The 26,473-nt window shown below is 57.5% G+C and carries 26 protein-coding genes; 9 read left to right on the top strand and 17 right to left on the bottom strand.

Annotated elements, in window-relative coordinates; genetic code table 11:
- Positions 1–54 precede the first annotated feature (54 nt).
- The 8 genes from mdcH to mdcA form a co-directional block, all read right to left on the bottom strand.
- On the bottom strand, positions 55–951 hold the full coding sequence (gene mdcH, locus GY169_RS02325; protein WP_167574916.1) for a malonate decarboxylase subunit epsilon: 897 nt from the start codon (positions 949–951) through the stop codon (positions 55–57).
- The gene (locus tag GY169_RS02320; protein WP_163446659.1) at positions 948–1,568 is read right to left on the bottom strand and encodes a malonate decarboxylase holo-ACP synthase; all 621 of its coding nucleotides are present in this window, start codon (positions 1,566–1,568) and stop codon (positions 948–950) included. Before GY169_RS02320 ends, mdcH begins: the two co-directional genes overlap by 4 nt.
- Before the next feature lie 3 nt (positions 1,569–1,571).
- Entirely contained in the window at positions 1,572–2,531 is a 960-nt protein-coding gene (locus GY169_RS02315) for an AEC family transporter (protein WP_137397991.1), read from the bottom strand.
- 125 nt (positions 2,532–2,656) lie between these two features.
- A complete protein-coding gene (gene mdcE / locus GY169_RS02310) occupies positions 2,657–3,457 on the bottom strand; it encodes a biotin-independent malonate decarboxylase subunit gamma (RefSeq protein WP_167577236.1) in 801 nt (266 codons plus the stop codon).
- Complete coding sequence (locus GY169_RS02305; protein WP_163446661.1) at positions 3,457–4,290, bottom strand: biotin-independent malonate decarboxylase subunit beta; 834 nt, start codon at positions 4,288–4,290, stop codon at positions 3,457–3,459. Before GY169_RS02305 ends, mdcE begins: the two co-directional genes overlap by 1 nt.
- On the bottom strand, positions 4,283–4,582 hold the full coding sequence (gene mdcC, locus GY169_RS02300) for a malonate decarboxylase acyl carrier protein (protein ID WP_065356471.1): 300 nt from the start codon (positions 4,580–4,582) through the stop codon (positions 4,283–4,285). The genes GY169_RS02305 and mdcC overlap by 8 nt, the downstream gene beginning before the upstream one ends.
- A gap of 9 nt (positions 4,583–4,591) precedes the next feature.
- Positions 4,592–5,449 (bottom strand): triphosphoribosyl-dephospho-CoA synthase, encoded by an 858-nt coding sequence (locus GY169_RS02295; protein ID WP_163446663.1) that lies wholly within the window; start codon positions 5,447–5,449, stop codon positions 4,592–4,594.
- Positions 5,449–7,104 (bottom strand): malonate decarboxylase subunit alpha, encoded by a 1,656-nt coding sequence (gene mdcA / locus GY169_RS02290; RefSeq protein WP_038634792.1) that lies wholly within the window; start codon positions 7,102–7,104, stop codon positions 5,449–5,451. Before mdcA ends, GY169_RS02295 begins: the two co-directional genes overlap by 1 nt.
- A gap of 250 nt (positions 7,105–7,354) precedes the next feature.
- Between mdcA and GY169_RS02285 the strand changes: the two genes are divergently transcribed.
- The 3 genes from GY169_RS02285 to GY169_RS02275 all read left to right on the top strand — a co-directional run bounded on the left by GY169_RS02285 (position 7,355) and on the right by GY169_RS02275 (position 9,521).
- Complete coding sequence (locus GY169_RS02285) at positions 7,355–8,377, top strand: hydrolase (protein ID WP_163446666.1); 1,023 nt, start codon at positions 7,355–7,357, stop codon at positions 8,375–8,377.
- Complete coding sequence (locus tag GY169_RS02280) at positions 8,374–8,592, top strand: YheU family protein (protein WP_035894385.1); 219 nt, start codon at positions 8,374–8,376, stop codon at positions 8,590–8,592. Before GY169_RS02285 ends, GY169_RS02280 begins: the two co-directional genes overlap by 4 nt.
- A gap of 65 nt (positions 8,593–8,657) precedes the next feature.
- Positions 8,658–9,521, top strand: coding sequence for a phosphoribulokinase (locus GY169_RS02275; RefSeq protein WP_163446668.1), 864 nt, complete (start codon positions 8,658–8,660; stop codon positions 9,519–9,521).
- 55 nt (positions 9,522–9,576) lie between these two features.
- On the opposite strand, the gene GY169_RS02270 is transcribed toward GY169_RS02275, so the two are convergent.
- Positions 9,577–9,981, bottom strand: coding sequence for an OsmC family protein (locus GY169_RS02270; protein ID WP_064541617.1), 405 nt, complete (start codon positions 9,979–9,981; stop codon positions 9,577–9,579).
- A 304-nt stretch (positions 9,982–10,285) separates the two neighbouring features.
- Between GY169_RS02270 and crp the strand changes: the two genes are divergently transcribed.
- Both crp and GY169_RS02260 read left to right on the top strand, forming a co-directional pair.
- Positions 10,286–10,918, top strand: coding sequence for a cAMP-activated global transcriptional regulator CRP (gene crp / locus GY169_RS02265; protein WP_000242758.1), 633 nt, complete (start codon positions 10,286–10,288; stop codon positions 10,916–10,918).
- 54 nt (positions 10,919–10,972) lie between these two features.
- On the top strand, positions 10,973–13,048 hold the full coding sequence (locus GY169_RS02260) for a YccS/YhfK family putative transporter (RefSeq protein WP_163446670.1): 2,076 nt from the start codon (positions 10,973–10,975) through the stop codon (positions 13,046–13,048).
- On the opposite strand, the gene GY169_RS02255 is transcribed toward GY169_RS02260, so the two are convergent.
- From GY169_RS02255 to ppiA, 3 genes are all read right to left on the bottom strand, one after another.
- Positions 13,041–14,258, bottom strand: a complete 1,218-nt coding sequence (locus GY169_RS02255; RefSeq protein ID WP_167574915.1) for an aspartate aminotransferase family protein — start codon at positions 14,256–14,258, stop codon at positions 13,041–13,043. The two genes, GY169_RS02260 and GY169_RS02255, sit on opposite strands and share 8 nt — an antisense overlap.
- A gap of 84 nt (positions 14,259–14,342) precedes the next feature.
- Complete coding sequence (gene pabA / locus GY169_RS02250; protein ID WP_167577235.1) at positions 14,343–14,906, bottom strand: aminodeoxychorismate synthase component 2; 564 nt, start codon at positions 14,904–14,906, stop codon at positions 14,343–14,345.
- 96 nt (positions 14,907–15,002) lie between these two features.
- Positions 15,003–15,575, bottom strand: a complete 573-nt coding sequence (gene ppiA / locus GY169_RS02245) for a peptidylprolyl isomerase A (RefSeq protein ID WP_163446674.1) — start codon at positions 15,573–15,575, stop codon at positions 15,003–15,005.
- A gap of 278 nt (positions 15,576–15,853) precedes the next feature.
- Here ppiA and tsgA point away from each other — a divergent pair, with 278 nt between their 5' ends.
- The 4 genes from tsgA (at position 15,854) to cysG (ending at position 21,684) form a co-directional block, all read left to right on the top strand.
- Complete coding sequence (gene tsgA, locus GY169_RS02240) at positions 15,854–17,035, top strand: MFS transporter TsgA (protein WP_163446676.1); 1,182 nt, start codon at positions 15,854–15,856, stop codon at positions 17,033–17,035.
- Positions 17,036–17,295: 260 nt separating this feature from the next.
- On the top strand, positions 17,296–19,839 hold the full coding sequence (gene nirB, locus GY169_RS02235) for a nitrite reductase large subunit NirB (RefSeq protein ID WP_167574914.1): 2,544 nt from the start codon (positions 17,296–17,298) through the stop codon (positions 19,837–19,839).
- Entirely contained in the window at positions 19,836–20,162 is a 327-nt protein-coding gene (gene nirD / locus GY169_RS02230) for a nitrite reductase small subunit NirD (protein ID WP_163446680.1), read from the top strand. The genes nirB and nirD overlap by 4 nt, the downstream gene beginning before the upstream one ends.
- A gap of 148 nt (positions 20,163–20,310) precedes the next feature.
- Positions 20,311–21,684, top strand: coding sequence for a siroheme synthase CysG (gene cysG / locus GY169_RS02225; protein ID WP_163446682.1), 1,374 nt, complete (start codon positions 20,311–20,313; stop codon positions 21,682–21,684).
- A 78-nt stretch (positions 21,685–21,762) separates the two neighbouring features.
- Here the strand turns inward: cysG and trpS are convergent, their stop codons facing one another.
- The 5 genes from trpS to damX all read right to left on the bottom strand — a co-directional run bounded on the left by trpS (position 21,763) and on the right by damX (position 26,450).
- Complete coding sequence (trpS, locus tag GY169_RS02220; RefSeq protein ID WP_163446684.1) at positions 21,763–22,767, bottom strand: tryptophan--tRNA ligase; 1,005 nt, start codon at positions 22,765–22,767, stop codon at positions 21,763–21,765.
- Positions 22,760–23,521, bottom strand: coding sequence for a phosphoglycolate phosphatase (gene gph / locus GY169_RS02215; protein WP_163446686.1), 762 nt, complete (start codon positions 23,519–23,521; stop codon positions 22,760–22,762). The genes trpS and gph overlap by 8 nt, the downstream gene beginning before the upstream one ends.
- Positions 23,514–24,191: a ribulose-phosphate 3-epimerase gene (gene rpe, locus GY169_RS02210; RefSeq protein ID WP_163446688.1), complete on the bottom strand. Its 678-nt coding sequence runs from the start codon at positions 24,189–24,191 to the stop codon at positions 23,514–23,516. The genes gph and rpe overlap by 8 nt, the downstream gene beginning before the upstream one ends.
- Positions 24,192–24,224: 33 nt before the next feature.
- On the bottom strand, positions 24,225–25,058 hold the full coding sequence (dam, locus tag GY169_RS02205; RefSeq protein WP_163446690.1) for an adenine-specific DNA-methyltransferase: 834 nt from the start codon (positions 25,056–25,058) through the stop codon (positions 24,225–24,227).
- A 117-nt stretch (positions 25,059–25,175) separates the two neighbouring features.
- Complete coding sequence (damX, locus tag GY169_RS02200; RefSeq protein ID WP_167574913.1) at positions 25,176–26,450, bottom strand: cell division protein DamX; 1,275 nt, start codon at positions 26,448–26,450, stop codon at positions 25,176–25,178.
- Positions 26,451–26,473 lie beyond the last annotated feature (23 nt).

The raw sequence follows: 26,473 nt of genomic DNA, 5'->3' as shown, positions 1-26,473 counted from the left end.
TACATCAGGTGCGAGCCGTAGGCCCGATAAGCGCAGTGCCATCGGGCAATCACATCACGCACGAAGCCGTTTCGCCAGGTGCACGGCCACATCCATACCGCTGCGTTCCAGGGCGATAGACTCCCCTTCCCATGCAGCCTGACGCGTCAGGCAGGTCAGCACGCCACCGGGTGGCATTTCAATCGCGAGCCGCGCTTCACGTTCGTTAGCGGAGATAACCGCCTCCTGCCAACGCACCGTGCGCGCCATATTCATCGCCAGATCGTCGGCAATGCGTTCCGGCTGCCACAGCACGCGCCCGGTACTGCCGCTCAGGTAGGCGTAGCGTGGGCGGGAAAGCATCACATGGCTGAACGCCTCAACCAACTTTTGCGCGGGCTCGGCCAGCAGTTCACAATGCGATGGCACGCTCACCGCCAGGCGAGGCGCTTTAGTTGCCCCTTTTGCCATCGCGCGTTTTGCCACTTCAGCCATCGCTTCATCGGTACCGGCAATCACAATCTGTGTTTCCGCATTCAGGTTGGCGATGTAAGTACCGCTATCAGCCACCAGCGCTTCCACCTGATTGAGCGTCAGCCCCATAATGGCCGTCAGACCGTAACCGTGTGGGTACGCTTGCTCCATCAAATCACCGCGCAGCGCCACCAGCCGCAGCGCATCGCTGAATTCCAGCGCACCCGCGATAACCGCTGCCGGATAAGCGCCGATCGACAGCCCGCTCACGATATCGGGCGCTACGCCACGACGTTCCAGCTCACGCGCCCAGGCAACGCCGGCAATCAGTAGAGACAGCTGAACGGCTCGGGTATGTTTCAACGCTTCAGGGCTATCCAGCGTATCCACCTCGGCCCCCAACACGTCACGCGCCTGGGTCAGCTCCGTCCCCGGAAGGTTTTGCAGCATCCCTGGGTGCTGCGTCCCCTGCCCCGGAAAGGTAAACAGAATTTTCATGACTCCTCCCTGCCCCACGGGTCGCGGACCAACTGCGGCCCCTGTGAGGTTTTTAACAGCGCTTTTCCATCGCGCAGCCACTCATTGAGGGCAAAGCCGCCGCGCGGGGTATCCACCTGGGTATCTGCCCGGCACAGCCCGCCTGCCAGCTGCTGCTGCCACTTCTCCAGCGCCTCACGGGAGAGCGGCTGCGGCGCGCGGATCAGCAGGTCCAAATCGCTTGCCGCGTGGATAACCGGGATCCCGGTCGCCAACGCATAGCCGGTACTCCCGGTAATACCCCACGTCCACGGCCACGCCTGCTGCGCCAATAACAAAGCCACCTGAACCGGTGGCTGAGAGATAAAGGGCGAACGCAGCAGCGACTGCGCATCCACCAGAGATTCCGGCGAGCAGACGCGAACGACCGCCTCCGCTTTTACCCAACCGGCGGCGCGCTGCTCGCGTTTCATCCCGCGGACACCCACGGGAATGCGCCCCTGCGCATCAACATCACGCCGCACCACTACCGGCAGGCCGCTATGCCAGACGGTATCCACCCAGGATTCCGTGACATCTTCGAGCGCGTCGCGCGCGTTCAGCCAGATTAAGTCGTGTGGGCGTAATGTTGTGCTCATGATTTAGATTCCTGAAGTCAGCGAGATAAACAGCGGCAGCGACAGGATACACAGTACCGAACTCAACAGCAGCACGGCTTCTGCATCCGGCGACTGCACGCCAAAGCGGTTACCGAACACCACGCCGAAGAAACCGGCAGACAGCGCAATCATCAGGATAGCGGTAATCGCTACGGAGCCATGCAGGCCGAAGATGAGCACGATACCCCAGGCAATTGCTGGTTGAATCAGCAGCTTGGCAATGGTCGAGGTGATCACCACGGTGTTGATCTGCAGTTTACGCGCAGAGAGGATCACACCGGTCAGGAACAGTGCGGCCGCAGTCGCGGACAGACCCAGCGGTTTAATAGCCGCCAGCACCAGTTCCGGCATTTTAATACCAATGGCAGAGAGGATAACCCCCAACAGCGGCCCCATCACGATCGGTTTTTTAATCGAGCGCCACATCAGTACCGGCAGCATGGAGAGCGTAGAACCGGAGTTACCGCCTTCCGCACGCGCTTTCTCACGTTCGAGGATCAGCAGGCAGAACGGCGTCATCAGCACAGAGCCGCAGGCGATGGAAACGGCAACGGACAGCGAGGTGGAAGAGGTTTCACCCAACACGCTACCCAGAATCGGCAGACCCAGCGCGGCGTAGTTTGGCAGCGCAACGGTCAGGGTCAGCACGGCGGCATCCTGTGGCGATTTATTGAAGAGTTTGGTCGCCATAAAGTAGATGGCGGCATAGGTAATCCACATTGCCAGCGTCAGCACCACAATCAGCGGCGACTGCGCAACGATGCCGGCCCACGGTGTTTGTACCGTGGCGCTAAACAGCGCGGCGGGCAGCGCGAAGTCCATCACGAAGATATTGAGCAGGGAGACATTCTTGTTATCCACCATTTTGGCCTTCCCGGCCCAGAATCCCAGCAACATAATGACGAAAATCGGAGCAAGAGCATGAACAATTACGTAAGTCATATTTCACCTGTAATGAAAAAAAGTTAGCACTGGCGCGATGATTATTATTTTTTCAGATGCAGTGACCCACGCGGGCGCAGCGTATGCGCCCACGGAGCCGTACATCCTGCAGGTCTCTTTTTTACTTACCAGCTTGCTCGCATGCGTTCGCGTACGAGGGCAGAGCTGCGGCGATTGTCGGCACCCAGACGGCTTTTCAGCGTCGGGTCCTGACGAGCGTCGTTGATGGCCTGTTGCAAGGTGTTTAACACCAGCGTCAGATCGTTAGCAGACGGGGCATCCGGATTGCTGATATCCAGCAGATTCTCCAGCAGCCCCAGGGTGGCGTAATTGCTGATGTCATACGCCATCGGCGGAATGGTTGCCGCCAGTTTTTCCAGCGCCTCAACGGTACGCAGGGTGATGCGCGCCGCCGACTCTTTACCCATCGCGTGGATCAGCACACCTTTGTCGTTAAAGGCGATCAGGCGGTTTGCCTGGTAGCCGTGCGCCAGAAACGCGCCGGACATCGCTTTACCGACAATCAGGCCAATCACCGGGTGGCCTGCCAGACGCGCGTTGGCATACGCCGCTGCGGCACCGGCCAGCGCCTGGTGAATGCCAAAGCCTTCTTCACGACGACCATAGGCCTGGCTCGGCACGTCAATCACCGCCACAATCGGGCGCTTCACGGCTTTATCGGCATCGGCGGCGATGGTTTCGCTTACCACTTTCGCCAGGGTCCAGCCTTCCAGCAGGCCCACTTCGCCTTTCGCAGCACGCGGGTAGTGGTTGTTCGCGTCCGGCACCACGGCAATAAAACGCACCGTTTCACCGTTCAGCTCGCCGTCGGCAGCCTGGACGGACGGACACAGACCCTCGATACGTTTAGCGTTCGGCGCCAGGGTTTCCAGCCATAATTGGCCACGGCTCATTGCGTTACTCATCATTTCACCTCCCGGGCAAAGAGCGCATGAATCTGTTCGGTATCGGCCTGTTTACGCGTGTCGAAGTTGGTCAGGCGTTCGAGATACCAGTCGTAGTTATCGGTGCGATGTTTTGCCGGAACGCCTTTAGCCAGCGCATCGTTCATCGCCGCTTTCACCGCGTTGACGCCGTCGCCGACCAGCGCTTCCACCAGCCCGCTTTGGTAGCGAATTTCGCCACCGGTCATGCTCCAGATAAACGGACGGTCACGGGAGTCGTACTCTTCAATCCCGGCTTCCTGTTCGATAACCTGCGGGCCGTTCAGGCCGAGACGCGCTTCACGGGTGACAATCAGATAGCTACACAGTGCGGCGGCGATAGACATCCCGCCGAAGCAGCCGACGGTCCCGGCGACAATGCCGACCACCGGGGTATAACGGCGCAGGTCAACAATCGCCGCGTGAATATCGGCAATCGCCGCCAGGCCCAGGTTGGCTTCCTGCAAACGCACGCCACCGGTTTCCAGGCTCAGTACCGCCTGAGTCGGAATACCGTTGCGGTTATCTTCCGCCGCCAGCTCAAGCGCCGCCGCCATTTTGGCGCCGGACACCTCGCCCATGCTGCCGCCCTGGAACGCGCCTTCAATCGCTACAACAACAGCTGGTTTGCCGTTAATGGTGCCTTTCGCCACCACCATGCCGTCATCGGCCTGCGGGACGATGCCCTGCGCGCCGAGCCACGGCGACATCACGCCTTCAAACGGGTCGAGCAGTTCACGGTAGCTGCCTTCGTCCAGCAGCGCCTGCGCGCGCTGACGCGCTTTTAATTCGATAAAACTGCGGTCATCACGCATAGCTCACCTCTTCAAAAACCTGTTCGATACGGATGCGCGCCACGCCCGGCGTCGCGCCGAAGTCGTGGATGATCAGTTGGCCTGCCGGCAGGCTGCTGACCGTCTGCAGACGGTTAATCAGCGCTTCCCAGCGGCTGCGGCTGTTATCGACGGAAGTGGTGATATCAATGGTTAACGTCTGGCCCTGGTCGGCGGTGAATAACACCTCCATATCCCCGGAGCCCACAACGCCTGCCAGCGCTTTGCCGCTTAAGGTGCGGCTGGCCGGTACGGTTAACGTAATGTGTTCCATAACATCCTCTTAATGCTTGAAATAGGGCGATTCGATGCGATCGAGAAACAGCGTGGCGGCAAGCAAGTCGGCTGCGCCGCCCGGCGAGGCGTTCAGCGCCAACATGTGGCTATCGAGCGCCGCTAAGGCCGCCTGACCTGCTGGATGGGCGCTACCACCTGCACTCAGCACGGCGCGGGCGCCGTCTTGCATGGCATCAAGCCCTTCCAGCCCCGCGCGGGACAGCACGCAGGTATCGGTCAGCGAGGTCATGATGGCCATCAGCGCATCGAGCCTGGCGTGCGTTTCGCTGCTGCCGTTAAGGCGGCTTAAGCGAAGCTGCGGTAGCGCACGCTGCATCACGTGCGGAAACGCCTGCTGCGCTTCTTCCCGGGCACCCGGCACCTGATAGCGGTGAGTGGCGCGTAGCCCTTTACTGAAGACCTTCGGCGCGGCGGCATCCGGCAGTTTTGCCAGCTCGGCGGCGGTCATCGCCACCTGCTGCGCGCTGCCCACGCCGCCGTGCATCGCCACCGCGCTGACCAGCAGCCCCAGCGCCCAAATCGCGCCGCGGTGGGTATTCACGCCGTCGGTGGCGGCCATCATCTGTTTCTCGCCTTCTCGGCCAAGTCGCCCTACGGTTTGTCTCAGCGCGATATCGGCTGGACGCTGCCAGCTTTGCAGCGCTAGCGCCTGAAACGTGGGGGTCAGGCTGTGCGCGGAGCGCTCCATTAACGCAAGCGATAAATCGTGGTGCGCGCCGTTCCCCCGACTGTCCACCAGACCGGGTTTCGGGCTTAATCGTGCTTCGTCAATCAGACACTGCGTGGCGGTTCGCGCCAGCCATTCGGCACCGCCTTCAACCTGAATCTGGGGCAGAAGTTTCATTACCAGCTCCGGAATTTCGCAGGTGGGTTGTAAAGACCGCCGGACCATTCCACCAGGTCAGCGACGCTACCGGCTGCCAGCAGCGAACGGGTGGCGTCAGTACGACGAATGCCCATATCTTCCGGGTAGACCACTTTGCCGCTCTGACGCAGCTCAGCAACGCGTTTCGCGTCAACGCCCAGACCGATATCGGTGATACCGGCAACCGCAGCGACCATCGCGCGGCGTTCTTCCAGATCTTTGGCACGGTAGAGGTAGGCGATACCTTCTTCAGTCAGCACGTGGGTCACGTCGTCGCCGTAAATCATTACCGGCGCCAGCGGCATACCGGAGGCTTTTGCGACATCCACCGCATCCAGTTTCTCAACGAAGGTTGGTTTCACGCCGGCCTGGAAGGTTTCGACCATCTGCACCACCAGTTTTTTACCGCGCTGCATCGGATCCGGTTCGGTGATCATGTTCAGCCAGGCTGGGGTAGCGTGGCGACGACCGTGCGGATCGTGACCCATGTTCGGCGCGCCGCCGAAGCCGGAGAGGCGACCGCGGGTCACCGTGGAGGAGTTGGCGTAGCCGTCAACCTGCAAGGTGGAACCGATAAACATATCCACCGCGTACTGACCTGCCAGCTGGCAGAAAGCACGGTTGGAACGCATGGAGCCGTCGGAACCGGTGAAGAAGATATCCGGACGGGCGCGGATGTACTCTTCCATCCCCAGCTCACCGCCGAAGCAGTGCACGCTTTCTACCCAGCCGCTTTCAATCGCCGGGATCAGCGTCGGATGCGGGTTCAGGGTCCAGTGTTTACAGATTTTGCCCTTCAGACCCAGCTGTTCGCCGTAGGTTGGCAGCAGCAGTTCAATCGCCGCGGTGTTGAAGCCGATACCGTGGTTCAGCGACTGCACCTGGTGTTCCGCGTAGATGCCTTTAATCGCCATCATCGCCATCAGGATGTGTTCCTGTTTAATCAGGCGCGGGTCACGGGTAAACAGCGGTTCGATAAAGAACGGCTTGTCGGCGACAACCACGTAGTCAATCCAGGAACCCGGAATATCCACGCGCGGCAGGTCGCATTCGTCATCCACCAGTTCGTTCACCTGCGCGATGACAATGCCATCGTGGAACGCGGCGGCTTCCACCAGCGCCGGGGTATCTTCGGTACTCGGCCCGGTGTAGAGGTTGCCTTTACGGTCAGCCTTATAACCGGCAATCAGCGCCACGTTCGGGGCCAGGTCAACATAAAGACGGGAGTAAAGTTCGATGTAAGTATGGATGGCGCCGATTTCCAGCTGACCATCTTCCAGCAGCTGCGAGATGCGCAGGCTCTGGGTGCCGGAGAAGGAGAAGTCCAGCTTGCGGGCGATGCCTTTTTCAAAGATATCCAGATGCTCGCTGCGCCCGACGCTTGGCATGATCATGTGCAGGTCGTGCACAATCTGCGGGTTCACCTCAGCCAACATACGGGACAAGAAATCTGCCTGCTTTTGGTTATTCCCTTCTAATACCACGCGGTCACCCGGCGCGATCAGTTTTTCCAGCATCGCGGTCAGGTCTGCGGTCGGCAGCACCTTACCCTGCACCGGAACGGAAGCCAGACGGCGCTGTTTTTCCGTGCGGCGGGTGTTCCAGACTCGTGCTGGCGTTTGCCCAGATAACATTATTAACCTCCTGATTCAGCTAATCATTTTGATTGCTTAACACAGCTAAGAGTGTGAACCCTGGTGAGAAAGTCATCAATTAAGCGTAGGAGAGAATCATTAGCTTGAGAGTAATAATTGAAGTAACAATTTGTGATAAGGATCAGAACCCAAAGGGATAAAAACGACTACCTGTGCCTCATTTTCATAAACACAATGGCAAAGTGACGGTATAGTAGGCGGCAGATTAACGAGTAAACATCACGTAGACATGACTGAAACCACCCACCACGATCTCAACATCGACACCCAAAGCAGCGCCGACTTCGTGCCGATGCGCGGCGTCAGCAATCGTCATTTGCAGACCATGCTGCCGCGTCTTATCCGCCGTAAGGTGCAGTTCACGCCGCACTGGCAGCGCCTTGAACTGCCGGACGGCGACTTTGTCGATCTGGCGTGGAGCGAAGATCCGCAGGCCGCGCGCCATAAGCCGCGTCTGGTGGTGTTTCACGGTCTGGAAGGCAGCCTGTATAGCCCGTACGCGCACGGCCTTATCAATGCAGCGAAAGCGCAGGGCTGGCTGGGCGTGGTGATGCATTTCCGTGGCTGTAGCGGCGAGCCTAACCGTCTGAACCGCATCTACCACTCCGGCGAAACGGAAGACGGCACCTGGTTCCTGCACTGGCTGGCGCGCGAATATGGTCACGCCCCGACTGCGGCAGTGGGCTACTCGCTCGGCGGCAACATGCTGGCCTGCCTGCTCGCCAAAGAAGGCGACGAAGTGCCCATCGATGCCGCCGTGATTGTCTCGGCGCCGTTTATGCTGGAAGCCTGTAGCTACCACATGGATAAAGGCTTTTCACGCGTTTATCAGCGCTATCTGCTCAACCTGCTAAAAGGCAACGCCGCCCGCAAGCTGAAGGCCTATCCCGGCTCTTTGCCGGTCGATTTGCGTCAGTTGAAAAGCATGCGCCGCATCCGCGAGTTCGATGATTCGATTACCTCGAAGATCCACGGCTTTGCCGATGCCATCGACTATTACCGCCAGTGCAGCGCGATGCCGATCTTAAGCAAAATCACCAAGCCGACGCTGATCATCCACTCAAAGGACGATCCGTTTATGGATCACCACTCCATCCCCGCACAGGAAGAGCTGCCGGAGAACGTGGAGTACCAGTTGACGGAATACGGTGGTCACGTAGGTTTTATCGGCGGCACTTTGCGCCACCCGGAAATGTGGCTGGAAAAACGCATTCCCGCCTGGTTGATGCGCTGGTTGGGAGCAAAAGCATGATTATTCCCTGGCAGGATATCGACCCGGAGACGCTGGACAACCTGATTGAAAGCTTTGTCTTGCGCGAAGGCACTGATTATGGTGAATATGAACGTTCACTTGCGCAAAAGGTCGCCGACGTAAAACACCAGCTACAAACAGGCGAAGCGGTGCTGGTCTGGTCTGAGCTTCATGAGACCGTCAACATCATGCCCCGTAACCAATTTCGCGGTTAACTATACTCTAACGGCAGGAGGCGTTTACCACGCTTCCCTTGTCGTCTTTTCAGGGAGTTATTCGCATGTCTGCCAAACATCCGGTTATTGCCGTTACCGGCTCCAGCGGCGCGGGGACCACCACCACCAGCCTCGCCTTCCGTAAAATCTTTGCTCAACTCAACCTGCGCGCGGCAGAAGTGGAAGGCGACAGCTTCCACCGCTATACCCGTCCGGAAATGGATATGGCCATTCGTAAAGCCCGTGATTTGGGCCGCCATATTAGCTACTTTGGTCCGGATGCCAACGACTTCGGCCTGCTGGAACAAACCTTTCGCGACTATGGCGTGAGCGGTAAAGGGCAGTCGCGTAAATATCTGCATACCTACGACGAAGCGGTACCGTGGAATCAGGTACCCGGCACGTTTACCCCCTGGCAGCCGCTGCCAGAACCGACCGACGTGCTGTTCTACGAAGGGCTGCACGGCGGCGTAGTGACGCCACAGCATGATGTCGCCCGCCACGTCGATCTACTGGTAGGCGTGGTGCCAATCGTTAACCTTGAGTGGATCCAGAAGATGATCCGCGACACCAGCGAACGCGGACATTCCCGCGAAGCGGTGATGGATTCCGTGGTGCGTTCGATGGAAGACTATATCAACTACATCACGCCGCAGTTCTCCCGCACCCATATCAACTTCCAGCGCGTGCCGACGGTCGATACCTCTAACCCGTTTGCCGCCAAGGGCATTCCGTCGCTGGACGAAAGCTTTGTGGTGATTCACTTCCGCAATCTCGACAACATCGACTATCCGTGGCTACTAGCCATGCTGCAAGGCTCATTCATCTCGCATATGAATACTCTGGTGGTTCCCGGCGGGAAGATGGGGCTGGCGATGGAATTGATCATGACACCGCTGGTGCAGCGTATGATGGAAGGGCGAAACTAATGTAATGCACGAACCCTCACCCCACAGGGGCGAGGGATTCGCTGCGTGCGAGGAATTACCCTTCGATCACTTCGTAGGAGTGGGTGATATTCACCGCTTTTTCAAGCATCAGCGCAACAGAACAGTACTTCTCGGCAGACAGATCCACCGCGCGGGAAACCGCCGCATCCTTCAGCCCTTTACCGGTGACGATAAAATGCAGATTGATGTGGGTGAACAGGCGCGGCGCTTCTTCACGACGCTCGGAGGTCAGCTTCACTTCGCAGTCGGTCACGTCGTTGCGGCCCTTCTGCAGGATAGACACCACGTCGATGGCGCTACAGCCGCCCGCGGCCATCAGCACCACTTCCATTGGGCTTGGCGCTTTATCGCCAGAGTTGCCGTCCATCAGGATCTGGTGTCCAGAAGCGGACTCACCGAGGAAGGTCAGCCCTTCAACCCATTTCACACGCGCTTGCATAATTTTTAACTCCAAGGTTGCAATTTTCTTCTCAGATTACGCGCACATAACAATTCTCGCAATGGAAGGCGATCGACGTCATGCTGAAGCGAGACACCAGGAGACACACGGCTAAAGCTATGCTAAAACAGTCAGGATGCTACGGTAATACATAAACGTACTGCATGTATGCAGAGGACATCACATTACAGGCTGCGACAGTATTCGACAGCCGACTTCCCAGGTAACGGGAAGGATACTATTGCAACCGGTGGCCGCAATGCTTTTGCCGCCGGGAAGAGCTTATAACAGAGGATAACCGCGCATGGTGCTTGGCAAACCGCAAACAGACCCGACTCTCGAATGGTTCTTGTCTCATTGCCATATTCATAAGTACCCATCGAAGAGCACGCTGATTCACCAGGGTGAAAAAGCAGAGACGCTGTATTACATCGTAAAAGGCTCAGTGGCAGTACTCATCAAGGACGAAGAAGGGAAAGAGATGATCCTCTCTTACCTCAACCAGGGCGATTTCATCGGTGAGTTAGGCCTGTTTGAAGAAGGCCAGGAACGCAGCGCGTGGGTACGGGCAAAAACCGCTTGTGAAGTTGCTGAAATCTCTTATAAAAAATTCCGTCAGCTGATCCAGGTTAACCCGGACATCCTGATGCGTCTCTCTTCGCAAATGGCGCGTCGTCTGCAGGTTACCTCTGAGAAAGTCGGCAACCTGGCGTTCCTCGACGTCACCGGTCGTATCGCTCAGACCCTGCTGAACCTGGCAAAACAACCTGACGCAATGACCCACCCGGACGGGATGCAGATCAAAATCACCCGTCAGGAAATCGGCCAGATCGTCGGCTGCTCTCGTGAAACCGTGGGCCGTATCCTGAAGATGCTGGAAGATCAGAACCTGATCTCCGCACACGGCAAAACCATTGTCGTTTACGGTACCCGCTAATCTAGCCCAAACGGCGTATTGCGTCATGCAGTACGCCGTTTTTGTTTTCCCCCTATGTGGCGCAGGCTGATTTACCACCCGGAAGTCAACTATGCACTGCGGCAAACGCTGGTGCTGTGTCTGCCCGTTGCCATTGGTCTACTGCTCGGCCACCTCCAGCAGGGCCTGCTGTTCTCGCTGGTGCCTGCCTGCTGCAATATTGCCGGGCTTGATACCCCGCATAAGCGTTTCTTCAAGCGTCTGATCATCGGCGGCTGCCTGTTCGCCGGATGTAGCCTCGCCGTTCAGCTGCTGCTGGCGCGCGATGTGCCTTTGCCACTGATTCTGACCGGGCTAGCGCTGCTGCTTGGCGTCACGGCAGAGATCAGCGCGCTACACGGACGACTGCTGCCCGCCTCGCTAATTGCCTCCATTTTTACCCTCAGCCTGGCAGGGAATATGCCCATCTGGCAGCCATTATTGATCTACGCGCTGGGGACATTATGGTACGGGCTATTCAACTGGTGGTGGTTCTGGATGTGGCGCGAGCAGCCGCTACGCGAGTCGCTCAGCCTGCTTTACCGTCAGCTTGCCGACTACTGCGAAGCCAAATACAGCTTGCTCACCCAGCATACCGATCCCACCACCGCGCTGCCGCCGCTGCTGACTCGCCAGCAAAAGGTGGTGGACCTGATTTCCCAGTGCTACCAGCAACTGCACATGCTGGCGGCGAACCAGCACAATGACTACAAGCGGCTGCTGCGCGCTTTCCAGGTTGGGCTGGATTTGCAGGAGCATATCTCCGTCAGCCTGCACCAGCCGGAAGAGGTGCAGAAGCTGGTTGAACGCAGCCATGCGGAAGCGGTAATCCGCTGGAATGCCCAGACGGTAGCCGCACGCCTGCGCGTGCTGGCGGACGATATTCTCTATCACCGCTACCCTACCCGCTTCAACATGGATAAACAGATTGGCGCGCTGGAGAAAATTGCCGACCAGCACCCGGACAACCCGGTAGGTCAGTTCTGTGCCTGGCACTTCAGCCGCATTGCCCGCGTGCTACGCTCCCAGCGCCCGCTGTACCCGCGTAACCTGATGGCCGACAAAGAACGCCGTCTGCCGCTGTTCCCGGCGTTAAAAAGCTACCTCTCTTTGCGCTCTCCCGCCCTGCGTAACGCCGCGCGTCTCAGCGTGATGCTGAGCATCGCCAGCCTGATGGGCGCGGCGCTGCACCTGCCGAAACCGTACTGGATCCTGATGACGGTGCTGCTGGTCACGCAAAACGGTTACGGCGCGACCCGGGTGCGAATTTTCCACCGAGCGGCGGGCACCCTTGCCGGTCTGGTGATTGCCGCCGTGGCCCTGCACTTCCATACGCCGCAGGGCTGGGCGCTAACGGGCATGCTGATAGTGACGTTAGTGAGCTACCTGATTATTCGTCGCAGCTACGGTTGGGCGACCGTCGGCTTTACCATCACCGCGGTGTACACCCTGCAAATCCTGACGCTTAATGGCGAAGAGTTTATTGTCGCCCGCTTTATCGACACCATCATTGGCTGCCTGATCGCCTTTGGCGGCATGATTTGGCTATGGCCGCAGTGGCAGAGCGGCCAGCTGCGCCAGAACGCCCAGGCGGCGCTGGAGGCCGATCAGGACGCTATCCGCCTGATCCTCAGCCCCGACCCACAGGCACCGAAGCTGGCCTACCAGCGCATGCGCGTCAACCAGGCACACAACACGCTGTACAACACGCTGAACCAGGCGATGCAGGAGCCGGGCTTTAATTCACGTTATCTTGAAGATATGAAACTGTGGGTGACCCACAGCCAGTTTATCGTCGAGCACATCAATGCCATGACGACGCTGGCGCGCGAGCACAATATGTTGACGCCTGATTTGGCGCAGCAGTACCTGGAGTCGTGTGAGATTGCTCTACAACGCTGTCAGCAGCGTCTGGAATACGATGAAGCGGGGAGCAGTGGCGAGGTCAACATTATGGAAGCGCCGGATTCACTGTCCCACGGGCCGTTAAGCACCATGGAACAGCATCTCCAGCGAATTCTGGGGCACCTGAACACCATGCACACCATTTCGTCGGTGGCCTGGCGCCAGCGCCCACGGCACGGCGGCTGGTTAAAGCGGCAAACTAGCTAACAATTTTCGCGACGGCCTGGGCAAAGCGCTGCATACCTTCGTCGATATCCACCTCTTCCACCACCAGCGAGGGGGCAAAGCGCATCACGTCCGGGCCGGCATTCAATACCATCACACCAACATCTGCTGCCGCATACAAGAAGTCCCGCGCGCGGCCTTTGTACTTCGCGTTCAACTCGGCGCCAATCAGCAGCCCCATCCCGCGCACATCGCTGAAGACATCGTATTTCGCGTTAATCTGTTGCAGATGCTGAACAAAGCGCTCGCGCTTAGCATTGACGCCGTTCAGCACTTCCGGCGTGTTGATAATATCGAAGGCGGCACCGGCGACCGCGCAGGCCAGCGGGTTACCACCGTAGGTAGAGCCGTGCGAACCGACGTGGAAAGCGCTGGCAATGTCGTTGGTCGTCAACATGGCGCTCACCGGGAAGCCGCCGCCCAGCGCTTTAGCGCTGGTCAGAATGTCCGGCGTCACGCCGTAGTGCATGTAAGCAAACAGCGAACCGGTACGCCCCATGCCGCTCTGCACTTCATCAAAGACCAGCAGCGCCTGATGCTTGTCACACAGGTCGCGCAACCCTTTGAGGAATTCAGGTGTCGCCGCCTGCACGCCGCCTTCGCCCTGAATCGGCTCCACCACCACCGCGCAGGTGTGATCATCCATCACCGCTTCCACCGCGTGCAGATCGTTAAACGGCACGTGAACGATATCGGCAGGTTTAGGGCCGAAACCGTCGGAGTACTTTGGCTGACCGCCGACGGAGACGGTAAACAGCGAACGCCCGTGGAAGGCATTATGGAAGGCGATAATTTTCGTTTTATACGGACTATGGCGGGTTGAAGCGTAGTAACGCGCCAGTTTAAAGGCGGTCTCATTGGCTTCAGTGCCGGAGTTCATGAACACCACGCGCTCGGCGAATGTGGCGTCAACCAGCTTCTGGCCCAGACGCAGCGCCGGTTCGTTGGTAAACACGTTGCTGGTGTGCCACAGGGTTTCGCCCTGGGTTTTCAGCGCCTCAACCAGCGCCGGATGACAGTGGCCCAGCGCCGTCACCGCGATACCGCCAGCAAAATCAACGTACTCTTTGCCTTGCTGATCCCAGACGCGACTGCCTTTTCCCTTCACCGGAATAAACTCCGCCGGTGCATAGATTGGCAAAATGACCTGATCGAAGGTCGCGCGGGTGATCGCAGGTTGTTTGTTTACCATGTCATGCCCTTCTTCAAACGATGCAGCAATGAGTGTGAAAATCTATCCACAAAATATGCATAAAAAATCACATCATAGCAACTACTATCGCTGGAGAAAGTTGGCCAGTAGCTGGTGCCCTTGTTCGCTAAGAATGCTTTCCGGATGGAACTGAACGCCTTCCAGATCCCACTCGCGATGACGAATGCCCATGATTTCCCCGCTTTCACTGCGGGCGGTGACCTCAAAGCAGTCGGCCAGCGTATCGGGATCAATCAGCAAAGAGTGATAGCGGGTCACGGTCAACGGGTTATTCAAACCACGAAAAACGCCCTGCTGCTGATGGGTAATTGGCGACGTTTTGCCGTGCATGACCTGCTGTGCGCGAACGATACGCGCGCCAAACGCCTGCGCGATGGCCTGATGGCCTAAGCAAACACCGAGGATAGGAAGGATGCCCGCGTAGTGGCGGATGACATCAAGAGAGATACCGGCATCGTCCGGCGTGCAGGGGCCGGGTGAGATCACGATTTTTTCAGGCGCCAGCTGCTCGATGTCATCAAGGGTGATGTCATCGTTACGTCTGACCACCACGCTGGCCCCCAGTTCGCAAAAATACTGGTAGAGGTTCCAGGTAAAGGAATCGTAATTATCAATCAGCAGGATCATGGCGGCTCCGGTCATTTATCTGCCGCCATTCTACCGAGTGTGGAGTGCTTTAGCGATACGGGCGGCAGCCTCATGCCTGACGCCGCCCGGCCTGACTTACGGCAGCACCTTCGCCGACAGGATCACAATCGGTTTGGTCGGCACATTCTGGTACGGCCCAACGTTGTGGCTCGGCACCTGGGAGATTTTATCTGCCACGTCCATGCCCTTCACCACTTTACCGAATACCGCGTAGCCAAAATCACGCTGGCCGTGGTCAAGGAAGGCGTTGTCGGCCACGTTAATGAAGAACTGGCTGGTTGCGCTATCTTTATCCGCAGTACGCGCCATCGCGATGGTGCCACGGGTGTTACGCAGGCCGTTGTCGGCTTCGTTTTTGATCGGCGCGTTAGGCTGCTTCTGCTGCATCTGCTCGTTAAAGCCGCCGCCCTGCACCATAAAGCCCGGGATCACGCGGTGGAAGGTGGTGTTGTTGTAGAAACCGCTATTAACGTAGTTCAGGAAGTTTTCAACGGAAACCGGCGCTTTCTGGCTATCCAGCTGCAGCTCGATATTGCCTGCAGAGGTGGTCAGCAGCACGTGCGGATTCGTAGTGGCTGCAAAAGCCGCAGGAGCCATCGCCGAGAGAGCAAAAACAGCCGCCACGGCCGCCAGAGTTGATTTGAGCATGAGAATTCCTTTAACAGGTGCAGTAGAGAAAGCGAGTGGCTTGATTCTAAAGAGGGATAGCCCCTCAGGCCAGTGCTTTACCAAAGTTTACGCGGATGTAACGCTCATAATGAGCAGGGTAAGAATTCACGAGCTTGATTTTGTGATCCAGATCACAATGAAAAGTGTAATACGCCAACGTTTGCGTAATAAAACTATGAATACATCACCTCAGTGACTAAAATCTGCCCGCTCAGCGCAGTGTCAACGCGCTTTACACAACTATTCACAGGCCAGTCATGACTAACAGCAATCGTATCAAGCTCACATGGATCAGCTTCTTCTCCTACGCCCTTACCGGTGCGTTGGTGATCGTCACCGGGATGGTGATGGGAAACATCGCCGATTACTTCAATCTGCCCGTTTCCAGCATGAGTAACACCTTTACCTTCCTGAACGCTGGGATCCTGATCTCGATTTTCCTCAACGCCTGGTTGATGGAAATCGTTCCGCTGAAAACGCAGCTGCGTTTTGGCTTTATCCTGATGGTGCTGGCGGTCATTGGTCTGATGACCAGCCATAGCCTGGCGCTGTTCTCCGCCGCCATGTTCGTACTGGGGCTGGTCAGCGGGATCACCATGTCGATTGGTACCTTCCTCATCACCCACATGTATGAAGGGCGTCAGCGCGGCGCGCGTCTGCTGTTTACCGACTCCTTCTTCAGCATGGCGGGGATGATCTTCCCAATGCTCGCCGCCTGGCTGCTGGCCCGTACCATTGAGTGGTACTGGGTATATGCTTGCATTGGCCTGATCTACGTGGCTATCTTCGTGCTGACCCTCGGCTGCGACTTCCCGGTTCTGGGTAAAAAAGCGCAGAACAACGACCAGCCGATCGTGAAAGAGAAGTGGGGCATTGGCGTGCTGTTCCTGTCCATCGCCGCGCTGTGCTACATCCTCGGCCAGCTGGGCTTTATCTCCTGGGTACCTGAATACGCCAAAGGTTTGGGCATGAGCCTGAACGATGCCGGCAAACTGGTCAGCGACTTCTGGATGTCTTACATGTTTGGTATGTGGGCCTTCAGCTTTATCCTGCGTTTCTTCGATCTGCAGCGCATCCTGACCGTGCTGGCCGGTATTGCCACCGTGATGATGTACCTGTTCAACCACGGCGAACCGCAGCACCTGGCATGGTTTATCCTGACTCTGGGCTTCTTCTCCAGCGCTATCTACACCTCAATTATTACGCTGGGCTCCCTGCAGACCAAAGTCGCCTCACCAAAACTGGTTAACTTTGTGCTGACCTGCGGCACCATCGGCACCATGCTGACCTTCGTGGTTACCGGGCCTATCGTTGCCCATAGCGGCCCGCTGGCGGCGTTGACGACCGCAAACGGTCTGTACGCCGTGGTGTTCGTCATGTGTCTAATCCTCGGCTTTGTGAGCCGTCATCGCCAGCACGCGGCGTCAGCCTCTCACTAATCCGCTTCGCCCCTTTTCACCATGAAAAGGGGCGCTTCTTGTCCTCGTTTTCCGCGCCTGCCAAATCGCCGTTTATTTACCCTTTCCGCACAAAAAACAAACAGCAAATAAAGTTGAGTATTTTCCGCAACTTACAAAAACACTTAAAAATCATCACCCTACTCATTAAGTGGTAGGCAAAGGCTAAATTGATTTGAATCAATAATCCCACTAGCTGAATCGTTAAGGTAGGCAGTATTAGAATAGAAATCGAGGCAAAAATGAGCAAAGTCAGACTCGCAATTATCGGTAATGGCATGGTCGGCCACCGCTTTATCGAGGATCTTCTCGATAAATCCGACGCCAGCCAGTTTGATATTACCGTCTTCTGTGAAGAACCCCGCATCGCCTACGACCGCGTACACCTCTCTTCCTACTTCTCACACCACACGGCGGAAGAGCTGTCGCTGGTGCGCGAAGGCTTCTATGAGAAGCACGGCGTGAAGGTGCTGGTCGGCGAGCGCGCCATCACCATCAACCGTAAAGAGAAGGTGATCCATTCCAGCGCGGGTCGTACCGTTTTTTATGACAAACTGATTATGGCAACCGGCTCCTACCCGTGGATCCCGCCTATCAAAGGGTCTGAAACTCAGGATTGCTTCGTTTACCGTACGATTGAAGATCTTAACGCCATTGAATCCTGCGCGCGCCGTAGCAAACGCGGCGCGGTAGTGGGCGGCGGCCTGCTTGGCCTCGAAGCGGCTGGCGCGCTGAAAAATCTCGGCGTCGAAACTCACGTGATCGAATTCGCTCCGATGCTGATGGCCGAACAGCTCGACCAGATGGGCGGCGAGCAGCTGAAGCGCAAAATCGAAAGCATGGGCGTGAAGGTTCACACCAGCAAAAACACCAAAGAGATCGTTCAGGAAGGCGAAAACGCGCGTAAAACCATGCGTTTCGCTGACGGCAGCCAGCTGGAAGTCGACTTTATCGTTTTCTCCACCGGTATTCGCCCGCGTGACAAACTGGCTACCCAGTGCGGTCTGGAAGTCGCCCAGCGCGGCGGGATCATGATTAACGACCGCTGCCAGACCTCCGACCCGGATATCTACGCTATCGGCGAATGCGCCAGCTGGAAAAACCGCGTCTACGGTCTGGTTGCACCGGGCTACAAAATGGCTCAGGTTGCCGTTGACCACATCCTCGGCAGCGAAAACAGCTTCCAGGGCGCAGATATGAGCGCCAAGCTGAAGCTGCTGGGCGTTGACGTGGGCGGCATTGGCGATGCGCATGGCCGTACGCCGGGCGCACGCAGCTACGTGTATCTCGATGAAAGCAAAGAGGTCTACAAACGCCTGATCGTCAGCCAGGACAACAAAACGCTGCTCGGCGCGGTTCTGGTGGGCGACACCAGCGACTTTGGCAACCTGCTGCAGCTGGCGCTGAACGCGATTGAGCTGCCGGAAAACCCGGACGCGCTGATTCTGCCCGCGCATGCCAGCGGCGGTAAGCCGTCTATCGGCGTGGATAAACTGCCGGACAGCGCGCAAATCTGCTCCTGCTTTGACGTGACCAAAGGCGACCTGGTCGCCGCCATCAACAAAGGCTGCCATACCGTCGCGGCGCTGAAAGCCGAAACCAAAGCCGGTACCGGCTGCGGCGGCTGTATCCCGCTGGTCACCCAGGTGCTCAACGCCGAACTGGCGAAACAGGGCATCGAAGTGAACAACAACCTCTGTGAACACTTCGCGTTTACCCGTCAGGAGCTGTATCACCTGATTCGTGTAGAAGGCATCAAAACCTTCGACGAACTGCTGGCGAAATACGGCAAAGGCTACGGTTGTGAAGTGTGTAAACCAACCGTCGGTTCCCTGCTGGCCTCCTGCTGGAATGAATACATCCTGAAGCCGCAGCATACGCCGCTGCAGGACACCAACGACAACTTCCTGGCCAATATCCAGAAAGACGGCACCTATTCCGTTATTCCGCGCTCTGCGGGCGGTGAAATCACCCCGGAAGGTCTGGTAGCTGTGGGCCGTATCGCGCGTGAATTCAACCTGTACACCAAAATCACCGGTTCCCAGCGTATCGGCCTGTTCGGCGCGCAGAAAGACGACCTGCCGGAAATCTGGCGTCAGCTCATTGAAGCCGGCTTCGAAACTGGTCACGCCTATGCCAAAGCGCTGCGTATGGCGAAAACCTGCGTAGGCAGCACCTGGTGCCGTTACGGCGTCGGCGACAGCGTCGGCTTCGGCGTTGAGCTGGAAAACCGCTACAAGGGCATCCGTACGCCGCACAAGATGAAGTTTGGCGTCTCCGGCTGTACCCGCGAGTGTGCGGAAGCGCAGGGCAAAGACGTCGGCATTATCGCGACAGAAAAAGGCTGGAACCTGTACGTCTGCGGCAACGGCGGCATGAAACCGCGCCACGCGGATCTGCTGGCGGCGGACCTCGATCGCGACACGCTGATCAAGTACCTCGACCGCTTTATGATGTTCTACATCCGCACCGCCGATAAGCTGACGCGTACCGCGCCGTGGCTGGATAACATGGAAGGCGGTATCGACTACCTGCGTTCCGTGATCATCGACGACAAGCTGGGCCTGAACGAACATCTGGAAGAAGAGATCGCTCGCCTGCGCGACGCGTTTGCCTGTGAATGGACCGAAACGGTCAACGACCCGGCCGCTCAGGTTCGTTTCAAACACTTTATCAACAGCGAGCAGCGTGACCCGAACGTGCAGGTGGTTCCTGAACGTGCCCAGCACCGCCCGGCCACGCCGTACGAACGCATTCCGGTAACTCTGGTGGAGGAAAACGCATGAGCCAGTGGGTAAATATCTGCAAGATTGACGCGATTGTGCCAGCCACCGGCGTCTGCGCCCTGCTGGGCGACCAGCAGGTGGCGGTGTTCCGCCCCTACGCCGATAATCAGGTGTTCGCCATCAGCAACATCGACCCGTTCTTCGAGTCGAGCGTGCTGTCCCGCGGCCTGATTGCCGAGCATCAGGGCGAACTGTGGGTCGCCAGCCCGCTGAAAAAACAGCGTTTCCGCCTGCGTGACGGCCTGTGTATGGAAGACGAAAGCCATTCCGTCGCCCATTACGACGTGCGCGTCAAAGACGGTCTGGTACAGCTAAAGGCCTGAGCGTTTTCGGCATAAGTAATAGCAAAAACTTATGACCTTAACGGGGTAACAGCAGGAAAAATCGTGTATTCCATACGATGTCTGCTGTTATCCTTACCCGCATTATTCATTCCCCGCATTTCTATTGTTAATTCCGTGAGGTTGCCCCGTGGATCACTTACCCATCTTTTGCCAACTGCGCGATCGCGACTGTTTGCTGGTCGGCGGCGGCGATGTTGCCGAGCGCAAGGCGCGTCTGCTGCTGGACGCGGGCGCGCGCCTGACGGTAAACGCGCGGGATTACGTTCCGCAGTTCCACGTCTGGGCAGATGCGGGGATGCTGACGCTCGTCGAGGGCGACTTCCAGCCAGCGCTACTTGATCCTTGCTGGCTCGCGATCGCCGCCACTGACGACGACGCGGTAAACCAGCAGGTGAGCGACGAAGCGGAAGTACGCCGTATTTTCTGTAACGTGGTCGATGCCCCGAAAGCCGCAAGCTTTATCATGCCATCGATTATTGACCGCTCGCCGCTGATGGTCGCCGTCTCCTCCGGCGGCACTTCCCCGGTGCTGGCGCGTCTGCTGCGCGAAAAGCTCGAGGCGATGCTACCTCAACATCTGGGCCAGGTGGCGCACTATGCCGGCCAGCTGCGCGCGCGGGTGAAAAAGCAGTTCGCTACGATGGGTGAACGCCGCCGTTTCTGGGAAAAACTCTTTGTGAACGATCGTCTGGCGCAGTCGCTGGCGAACCAGGATCAGAAGGCAGTAGAAGACGAAACCGAACAGTTGCTGAATACCCCGCTGGACCATCGCGGTGAAGTGGTGCTCGTGGGTGCCGGGCCGGGGGACGCCGGATTGCTGACGCTTAAGGGGCTACAGCAGATCCAGCAGGCGGACGTGGTCGTGTATGACCGTCTGGTTTCCGACGATATTATGAATCTGGTACGCCGCGACGCCGATCGCGTATTTGTCGGCAAACGCGCGGGCTACCATTGCGTACCGCAGGACGAAATCAACCAGATCCTGCTGCGTGAAGCGCAACAAGGCAAACGCGTGGTACGTCTGAAAGGCGGCGATCCGTTCATCTTTGGTCGTGGCGGTGAGGAGCTGGAAACCCTGTGCCAGGCGGGTATTCCGTTCTCAGTCGTACCGGGAATCACCGCGGCGTCCGGCTGCTCGGCCTACTCCGGCATTCCTCTCACCCACCGCGACTACGCCCAGAGCGTACGTCTGGTCACCGGCCACCTGAAAACCGGCGGCGAGCTGGACTGGGAAAATCTGGCGGCAGAGAAACAAACGCTGGTGTTTTATATGGGGCTGAATCAGGCCACTACCATCCAGCAGAAGCTCATTGAACACGGCATGCAGGCCGATATGCCGGTCGCTATTGTGGAGAACGGTACGGCAGTTAACCAGCGTGTCGTCGACGGTCAGCTGACACAGCTCGGCGAGCTGGCGCAGCAGATGGCCAGCCCGGCGCTGATTATCGTTGGCCGAGTGGTGGCCTTACGCGAACAGCTAAACTGGTTCTCAAATCACTAACACAAAAAAACCGGGATAATCCCGGTTTTTTTATTCTCTCGCCCGGCCAGACAACACAACGCCGGGTATGCCCTATGCTTACGGCTTGCTCACGAAACCAATCGCTTCGTACACCGCCTTCAGCGTCTCGGAAGCACGCGCGCTGGCCTTTTCCGCACCCTCTTTCATGATCTTCTGCAAGAAGGCTTCATCATTGCGGTAGCGGTTATAGCGCTCCTGCAGCTCGCTCAGCATCCCGGAAACCGCTTCGGCAACTTCCCCTTTCAAGTGGCCATACATCTTGCCTTCGAAGTGTTTCTCCAGCTCTGGGATGCTCTGACCGGTGACGCCAGACAGAATATCCAGCAGGTTAGACACGCCCGCTTTCTCTTTCAGGTCATAGCGAATTACCGGCGGCTCTTCGGAATCGGTCATCGCACGTTTGATCTTCTTAACGACCGACTTCGGATCTTCCAGCAGGCCAATCACGTTGTTGCGGTTGTCATCAGACTTGGACATTTTCTTGGTCGGTTCAAGCAGTGACATCACGCGTGCGCCAGACTTCGGAATAAACGGCTCTGGGACTTTAAACACGTCACCGTAGATAGCGTTGAAACGCTGGGCGATATCACGGCTCAGCTCAAGGTGCTGCTTCTGGTCTTCGCCTACCGGTACCTGGTTGGTTTGATACAGCAGGATATCTGCCGCCATTAGCACCGGATAATCGAACAGACCGGCGTTGATGTTTTCCGCATAGCGCGCGGATTTATCTTTGAACTGAGTCATACGGCTCAGCTCACCGAAATAGGTGTAGCAGTTCAGCGCCCAGCCCAACTGCGCGTGCTCCGGCACGTGAGACTGTACGAAGATGGTGCTTTTCTCCGGGTCGATACCACAGGCCAGATACAGCGCTAAGGTGTCGAGCGTGGCTTTACGCAACGCCTGCGGATCCTGACGAACGGTAATCGCGTGCTGGTCAACGATGCAGTAGATGCAGTGATAGTCATCTTGCATATTGACCCACTGACGCAGCGCACCCATGTAGTTACCGATGGTCAGTTCACCTGACGGCTGTGCGCCGCTAAATACGATGGGCTTAGTCATGTTCTGATTCCTGATTTTCACTGTTCGGAAGCCCAAGAGCGGGCAAAAGTTGGTTAAAGTGGTCGAAGACAACGTCCGGCTCGCTGAGCGCGATAGCTTCGCCATAGTTATATCCGTAGGTCAGGCCGACGGAGGCGCAGCCCGCCGCTTTTGCGGCCTGAATATCGTTGCGTGAATCGCCAACAAACAGCAGCGCTTGCGGCGTAATGGAGAGCTTCTCAGCGACCTTCAGCAGCGGCTCCGGATGCGGCTTCTTGTTTTGCACATCATCGCCGCCAATCACCACGGAGAAGTAGCTGTCGATGCCCAACGACGCCAGAATCGGCGCCACAAACGGCGTCGGCTTGTTGGTCACGACCGCCAGCGGCAGGCCGTTGGCGTGCAGCGCGGCCAACGTCTGCGCAACGTGCGGGAACAGGAAGCTGCCTTCTTCCGCAAATTCAGCATAATAGCGATCGAACAGGCGACGCAGCACGCGAAGCTGCTCATCCTGAGGAATATCGTGGCTATCGACGGACGGTTTGCCCTGCGCCGCACGCTGAGTCGCACGCTCCTGACGGGCCCAGTTCAGCGCTCGTTCCATCAGTACATCGGCACCGTTGCCAATCCAGGTGACCACGCGGTCTTCACCGGCGACCGGCAGTTCCAGCGCGTACAGCGCGCTATCCACCGCCGCCGTCAGCCCCGGCGCGCTATCGACTAACGTCCCATCGAGGTCAAACGCGACGCCGCGAATGCTTTGCAATTTATCCATGACTTACCTTTGCCAGCTCACTGCGCATTTCATCAATGACTTTTTTGTAGTCAGGTTGGCCAAAAATCGCCGAACCGGCAACGAACATGTCCGCTCCCGCCGCCGCGATTTCACTAATGTTGTTCACTTTAACACCGCCGTCGACTTCAAGACGGATGTCATAGCCAGATTCATCAATACGGCGACGCACTTCACGCAGCTTTTCCAGCGTATGCGGAATAAAGGACTGGCCGCCGAAGCCCGGGTTCACCGACATCAGCAGAATAACGTCCAGCTTATCCATCACGTAGTCGAGATAGCTCAGCGGCGTGGCCGGGTTAAACACCAGCCCCGCCTTGCAACCGTGCTCTTTAATCAGCTGCAGCGTGCGGTCAACGTGTTCGGAGGCTTCCGGGTGGAAGGTGATGATGCTGGCGCCTGCGGCGGCGAAGTCCGGAACCAGACGGTCCACTGGCTTCACCATCAGGTGTACATCGATAGGGGCGGTGATACCGTAGTCACGGAGCGCTTTCAGCACCATCGGCCCGATGGTCAGGTTCGGCACGTAATGGTTATCCATAACATCGAAATGAACCACATCCGCCCCGGCAGCCAGCGCACGCGCCGTGTCTTCTCCCAGGCGGGCAAAGTCGGCCGACAAAATTGAAGGGGCAATCAGGTACTGTTTCATCCGCATCTCCTCAGAGCCTATCCATTAGGGTCTTTAACGTTGTTTTTTATCCGGCAGGCGATACAGCGCCAGCAACTCGTCCACCTTTTTACGCGTGCCGCCGTTGCGGCTAATGCTGCGTCGAACCTTCACGACGTGCATCTGCGTTGCGTTTTTATACCATTCCAGCGTTAGCGGCGTACGGTGGTTTGAGATAAGCACCGGTATTCGCTTCGCCATCAGTTCTTCCGCTTTCTGCGCCAGAACTTCCTGCTGCTGCAGGCTAAAGCTATTGGTGTGGTAAGCCGTAAAATTCGCCGTCGCCGACAGCGGCGCGTACGGCGGATCGCAGTAGACCACAGCATTCTTCCCGGCGCGCTTCATACAGTCTTCATAAGACTCGCAGTAGAACTCGGCATTTTGCGCTTTCTCCGCAAAGTGGCGTAGCTCGGCTTCCGGGAAGTAAGGTTTCTTATAGCGCCCAAACGGGACGTTAAACTCACCGCGCAAGTTATAACGGCACAGGCCGTTGTAGCCGTGGCGGTTGAGGTACAAAAACAGCACCGCGCGACGGAACAAGTCGGTGCTGGCGTTAAACTCTTCGCGGTACTGATAGTAGCGCTCAGCGTTATTGCTCTCGGGCACAAACAGCATCCGCGCCTGCTCAACGTACTCATCGGCGCGCGTTTTAACGATTTTATAGAGCTCAATGAGGTCGCTGTTGATATCAGCCAGAATATAACGCGAAAAATCGGTATTCAGGAATACCGATCCAGCACCAACGAAGGGTTCAACCAGGCAATCACCTTTCGGCAGATGGCCTTGAATTTCATCGAGCAGTGGGTACTTCCCCCCTGCCCATTTCAAAAAAGCGCGATTTTTTTTCATGCGGCCTGACTACTTACACTCTCTCCGGCTGTGGAGAAAGCTCCGACAGCATCCTGCGCTTCTACGCCCCGCTCATACCCAATGGTACAAGCGGGGCGGTTGCTAACGAAACGGCGATTACTTCAGGTCAGATTGAACCTGATGCAGCGGTTTCGCCCACGGGTTTTTCGCCTGTACGTCGGCTGGCAGCGTGGTCACGGCGCGTTTGGCATCATCTTTCGATGCGTAGATGCCGCTGACCAGAACATACCACGGCTGGCCATTACGAGAGGTTTCATACACCACGTAGTTTTTCAGTTTCTCTTTCTTCGCCCAACCGTTCAGGTTGTCGTAGTTAGAAGAGGAACTGAGCTGCAGAGTGTAGTGCGAGCCTGAAGCTGATTTCAACGAACCGACATCGCCTGCGGACTTACCGGTTGCCGCTGCAGGGGCTGCCGTCGTGGCGGCGGTAGCAGCAGGAGCAGTGGTAGTGGCCGCTGGTTTCGCCGTTTCGGCTGCCGGCGCTTTAGTTGGCGCTGCGGCCGTCACGGTTTGCTTCGGCGCGGTCGTAACCGGCTTCGCTTCAGCAGGTTTGCTCTGCGCAGTCGTCGTCTGCGTTTTCGCAGGGGCAACAGGCTGAGGTTTGGCTTCGATGACCGTGTGCTTACGTTCCGGACGCGGAGCAGTCGCAGTCTGGCGTGGGGTTTCCGGCGCCGTTACCGCCGGACGCGCGCCGTTACGGATAGGTGCGACGGTCGCAGGTTCAGTCGGCAGCGTGGAATTGACCACAGCATTATCAATCTGGCCCTGCTGCTGAGTCAGCGCATTATTCAGATCGCCCTGCACTTCTACGCGCTGCTGTCCGTCCGGCGCAGCGGTTTGCTGGCCCTGGGTCGGCGTAGAGGAAATGGGCGGCAGCGAAACGTCCTGCTGCGGGTTCGCTTCCGGCGCAGGCTGGCTCTGGGTGACATTGGCCTGATCGACGTTATCGCCGCCAGACAGAGAAATACTCTTCTCACCAGAGGCGCTCTGATCGTTTGAAGACGGCGCTTTTAATGCCGAACCGATACCGACGATCAGCACCAGCAGCACGACGACGCCCAGCCCCATCATGATGTACTGACGGGAAGCCGGCTTACGCGGTGCGACATTTTTACGTTTACGCGGGCGGCGCTCTACGACTTCTTCTGCATCACCCTCGTCGGCTTCGTCAGATTCCTCGTATTCGTCTTCCGGTTCAACTTCTTCACGTGCTTTGCGACTACGGGACGGACGACGCTCATCCGCATCGAGATCCACATCATCAAAGTTGATCTGTGGCTCGTTGTCACGATCGGAAGATTGACGAGAGCGACCAGTGCGACGATCGCTGGGATCGGGTTTCAGCTCGTCTTCTGGTTTAAATTCATCCATTTAACACCCCACTAAAAGGCTTA

Source organism: Kluyvera genomosp. 3, from assembly GCF_011765685.1.
Taxonomy (GTDB): domain Bacteria; phylum Pseudomonadota; class Gammaproteobacteria; order Enterobacterales; family Enterobacteriaceae; genus Kluyvera; species Kluyvera georgiana_A.
Note: the sequence above shows the minus strand (reverse complement) of the source record. Positions and strands in the feature narration are given on the sequence as shown.

Bases quoted from the DNA above. Each gene is read 5' to 3' on its own strand.
- damX (WP_167574913.1), bottom strand. From the start codon at position 26,450: ATGGATGAATTTAAACCAGAAGACGAGCTGAAACCCGATCCCAGCGAT.
- tsgA (WP_163446676.1), top strand. From the start codon at position 15,854: ATGACTAACAGCAATCGTATCAAGCTCACATGGATCAGCTTCTTCTCC.
- trpS (WP_163446684.1), bottom strand. From the start codon at position 22,767: ATGACTAAGCCCATCGTATTTAGCGGCGCACAGCCGTCAGGTGAACTG.
- GY169_RS02320 (WP_163446659.1), bottom strand. From the start codon at position 1,568: ATGAGCACAACATTACGCCCACACGACTTAATCTGGCTGAACGCGCGC.
- mdcH (WP_167574916.1), bottom strand. From the start codon at position 951: ATGAAAATTCTGTTTACCTTTCCGGGGCAGGGGACGCAGCACCCAGGG.
- rpe (WP_163446688.1), bottom strand. From the start codon at position 24,191: ATGAAACAGTACCTGATTGCCCCTTCAATTTTGTCGGCCGACTTTGCC.
- mdcE (WP_167577236.1), bottom strand. From the start codon at position 3,457: ATGAGTAACGCAATGAGCCGTGGCCAATTATGGCTGGAAACCCTGGCG.
- dam (WP_163446690.1), bottom strand. From the start codon at position 25,058: ATGAAAAAAAATCGCGCTTTTTTGAAATGGGCAGGGGGGAAGTACCCA.
- pabA (WP_167577235.1), bottom strand. From the start codon at position 14,906: ATGATCCTGCTGATTGATAATTACGATTCCTTTACCTGGAACCTCTAC.
- nirD (WP_163446680.1), top strand. From the start codon at position 19,836: ATGAGCCAGTGGGTAAATATCTGCAAGATTGACGCGATTGTGCCAGCC.
- ppiA (WP_163446674.1), bottom strand. From the start codon at position 15,575: ATGCTCAAATCAACTCTGGCGGCCGTGGCGGCTGTTTTTGCTCTCTCG.
- GY169_RS02280 (WP_035894385.1), top strand. From the start codon at position 8,374: ATGATTATTCCCTGGCAGGATATCGACCCGGAGACGCTGGACAACCTG.
- GY169_RS02295 (WP_163446663.1), bottom strand. From the start codon at position 5,449: ATGAAACTTCTGCCCCAGATTCAGGTTGAAGGCGGTGCCGAATGGCTG.
- GY169_RS02255 (WP_167574915.1), bottom strand. From the start codon at position 14,258: ATGGTAAACAAACAACCTGCGATCACCCGCGCGACCTTCGATCAGGTC.
- gph (WP_163446686.1), bottom strand. From the start codon at position 23,521: ATGGATAAATTGCAAAGCATTCGCGGCGTCGCGTTTGACCTCGATGGG.
- GY169_RS02270 (WP_064541617.1), bottom strand. From the start codon at position 9,981: ATGCAAGCGCGTGTGAAATGGGTTGAAGGGCTGACCTTCCTCGGTGAG.
- GY169_RS02305 (WP_163446661.1), bottom strand. From the start codon at position 4,290: ATGCGTGATGACCGCAGTTTTATCGAATTAAAAGCGCGTCAGCGCGCG.
- crp (WP_000242758.1), top strand. From the start codon at position 10,286: ATGGTGCTTGGCAAACCGCAAACAGACCCGACTCTCGAATGGTTCTTG.
- GY169_RS02315 (WP_137397991.1), bottom strand. From the start codon at position 2,531: ATGACTTACGTAATTGTTCATGCTCTTGCTCCGATTTTCGTCATTATG.
- GY169_RS02285 (WP_163446666.1), top strand. From the start codon at position 7,355: ATGACTGAAACCACCCACCACGATCTCAACATCGACACCCAAAGCAGC.
- mdcA (WP_038634792.1), bottom strand. From the start codon at position 7,104: ATGTTATCTGGGCAAACGCCAGCACGAGTCTGGAACACCCGCCGCACG.
- GY169_RS02260 (WP_163446670.1), top strand. From the start codon at position 10,973: ATGTGGCGCAGGCTGATTTACCACCCGGAAGTCAACTATGCACTGCGG.
- nirB (WP_167574914.1), top strand. From the start codon at position 17,296: ATGAGCAAAGTCAGACTCGCAATTATCGGTAATGGCATGGTCGGCCAC.
- mdcC (WP_065356471.1), bottom strand. From the start codon at position 4,582: ATGGAACACATTACGTTAACCGTACCGGCCAGCCGCACCTTAAGCGGC.
- GY169_RS02275 (WP_163446668.1), top strand. From the start codon at position 8,658: ATGTCTGCCAAACATCCGGTTATTGCCGTTACCGGCTCCAGCGGCGCG.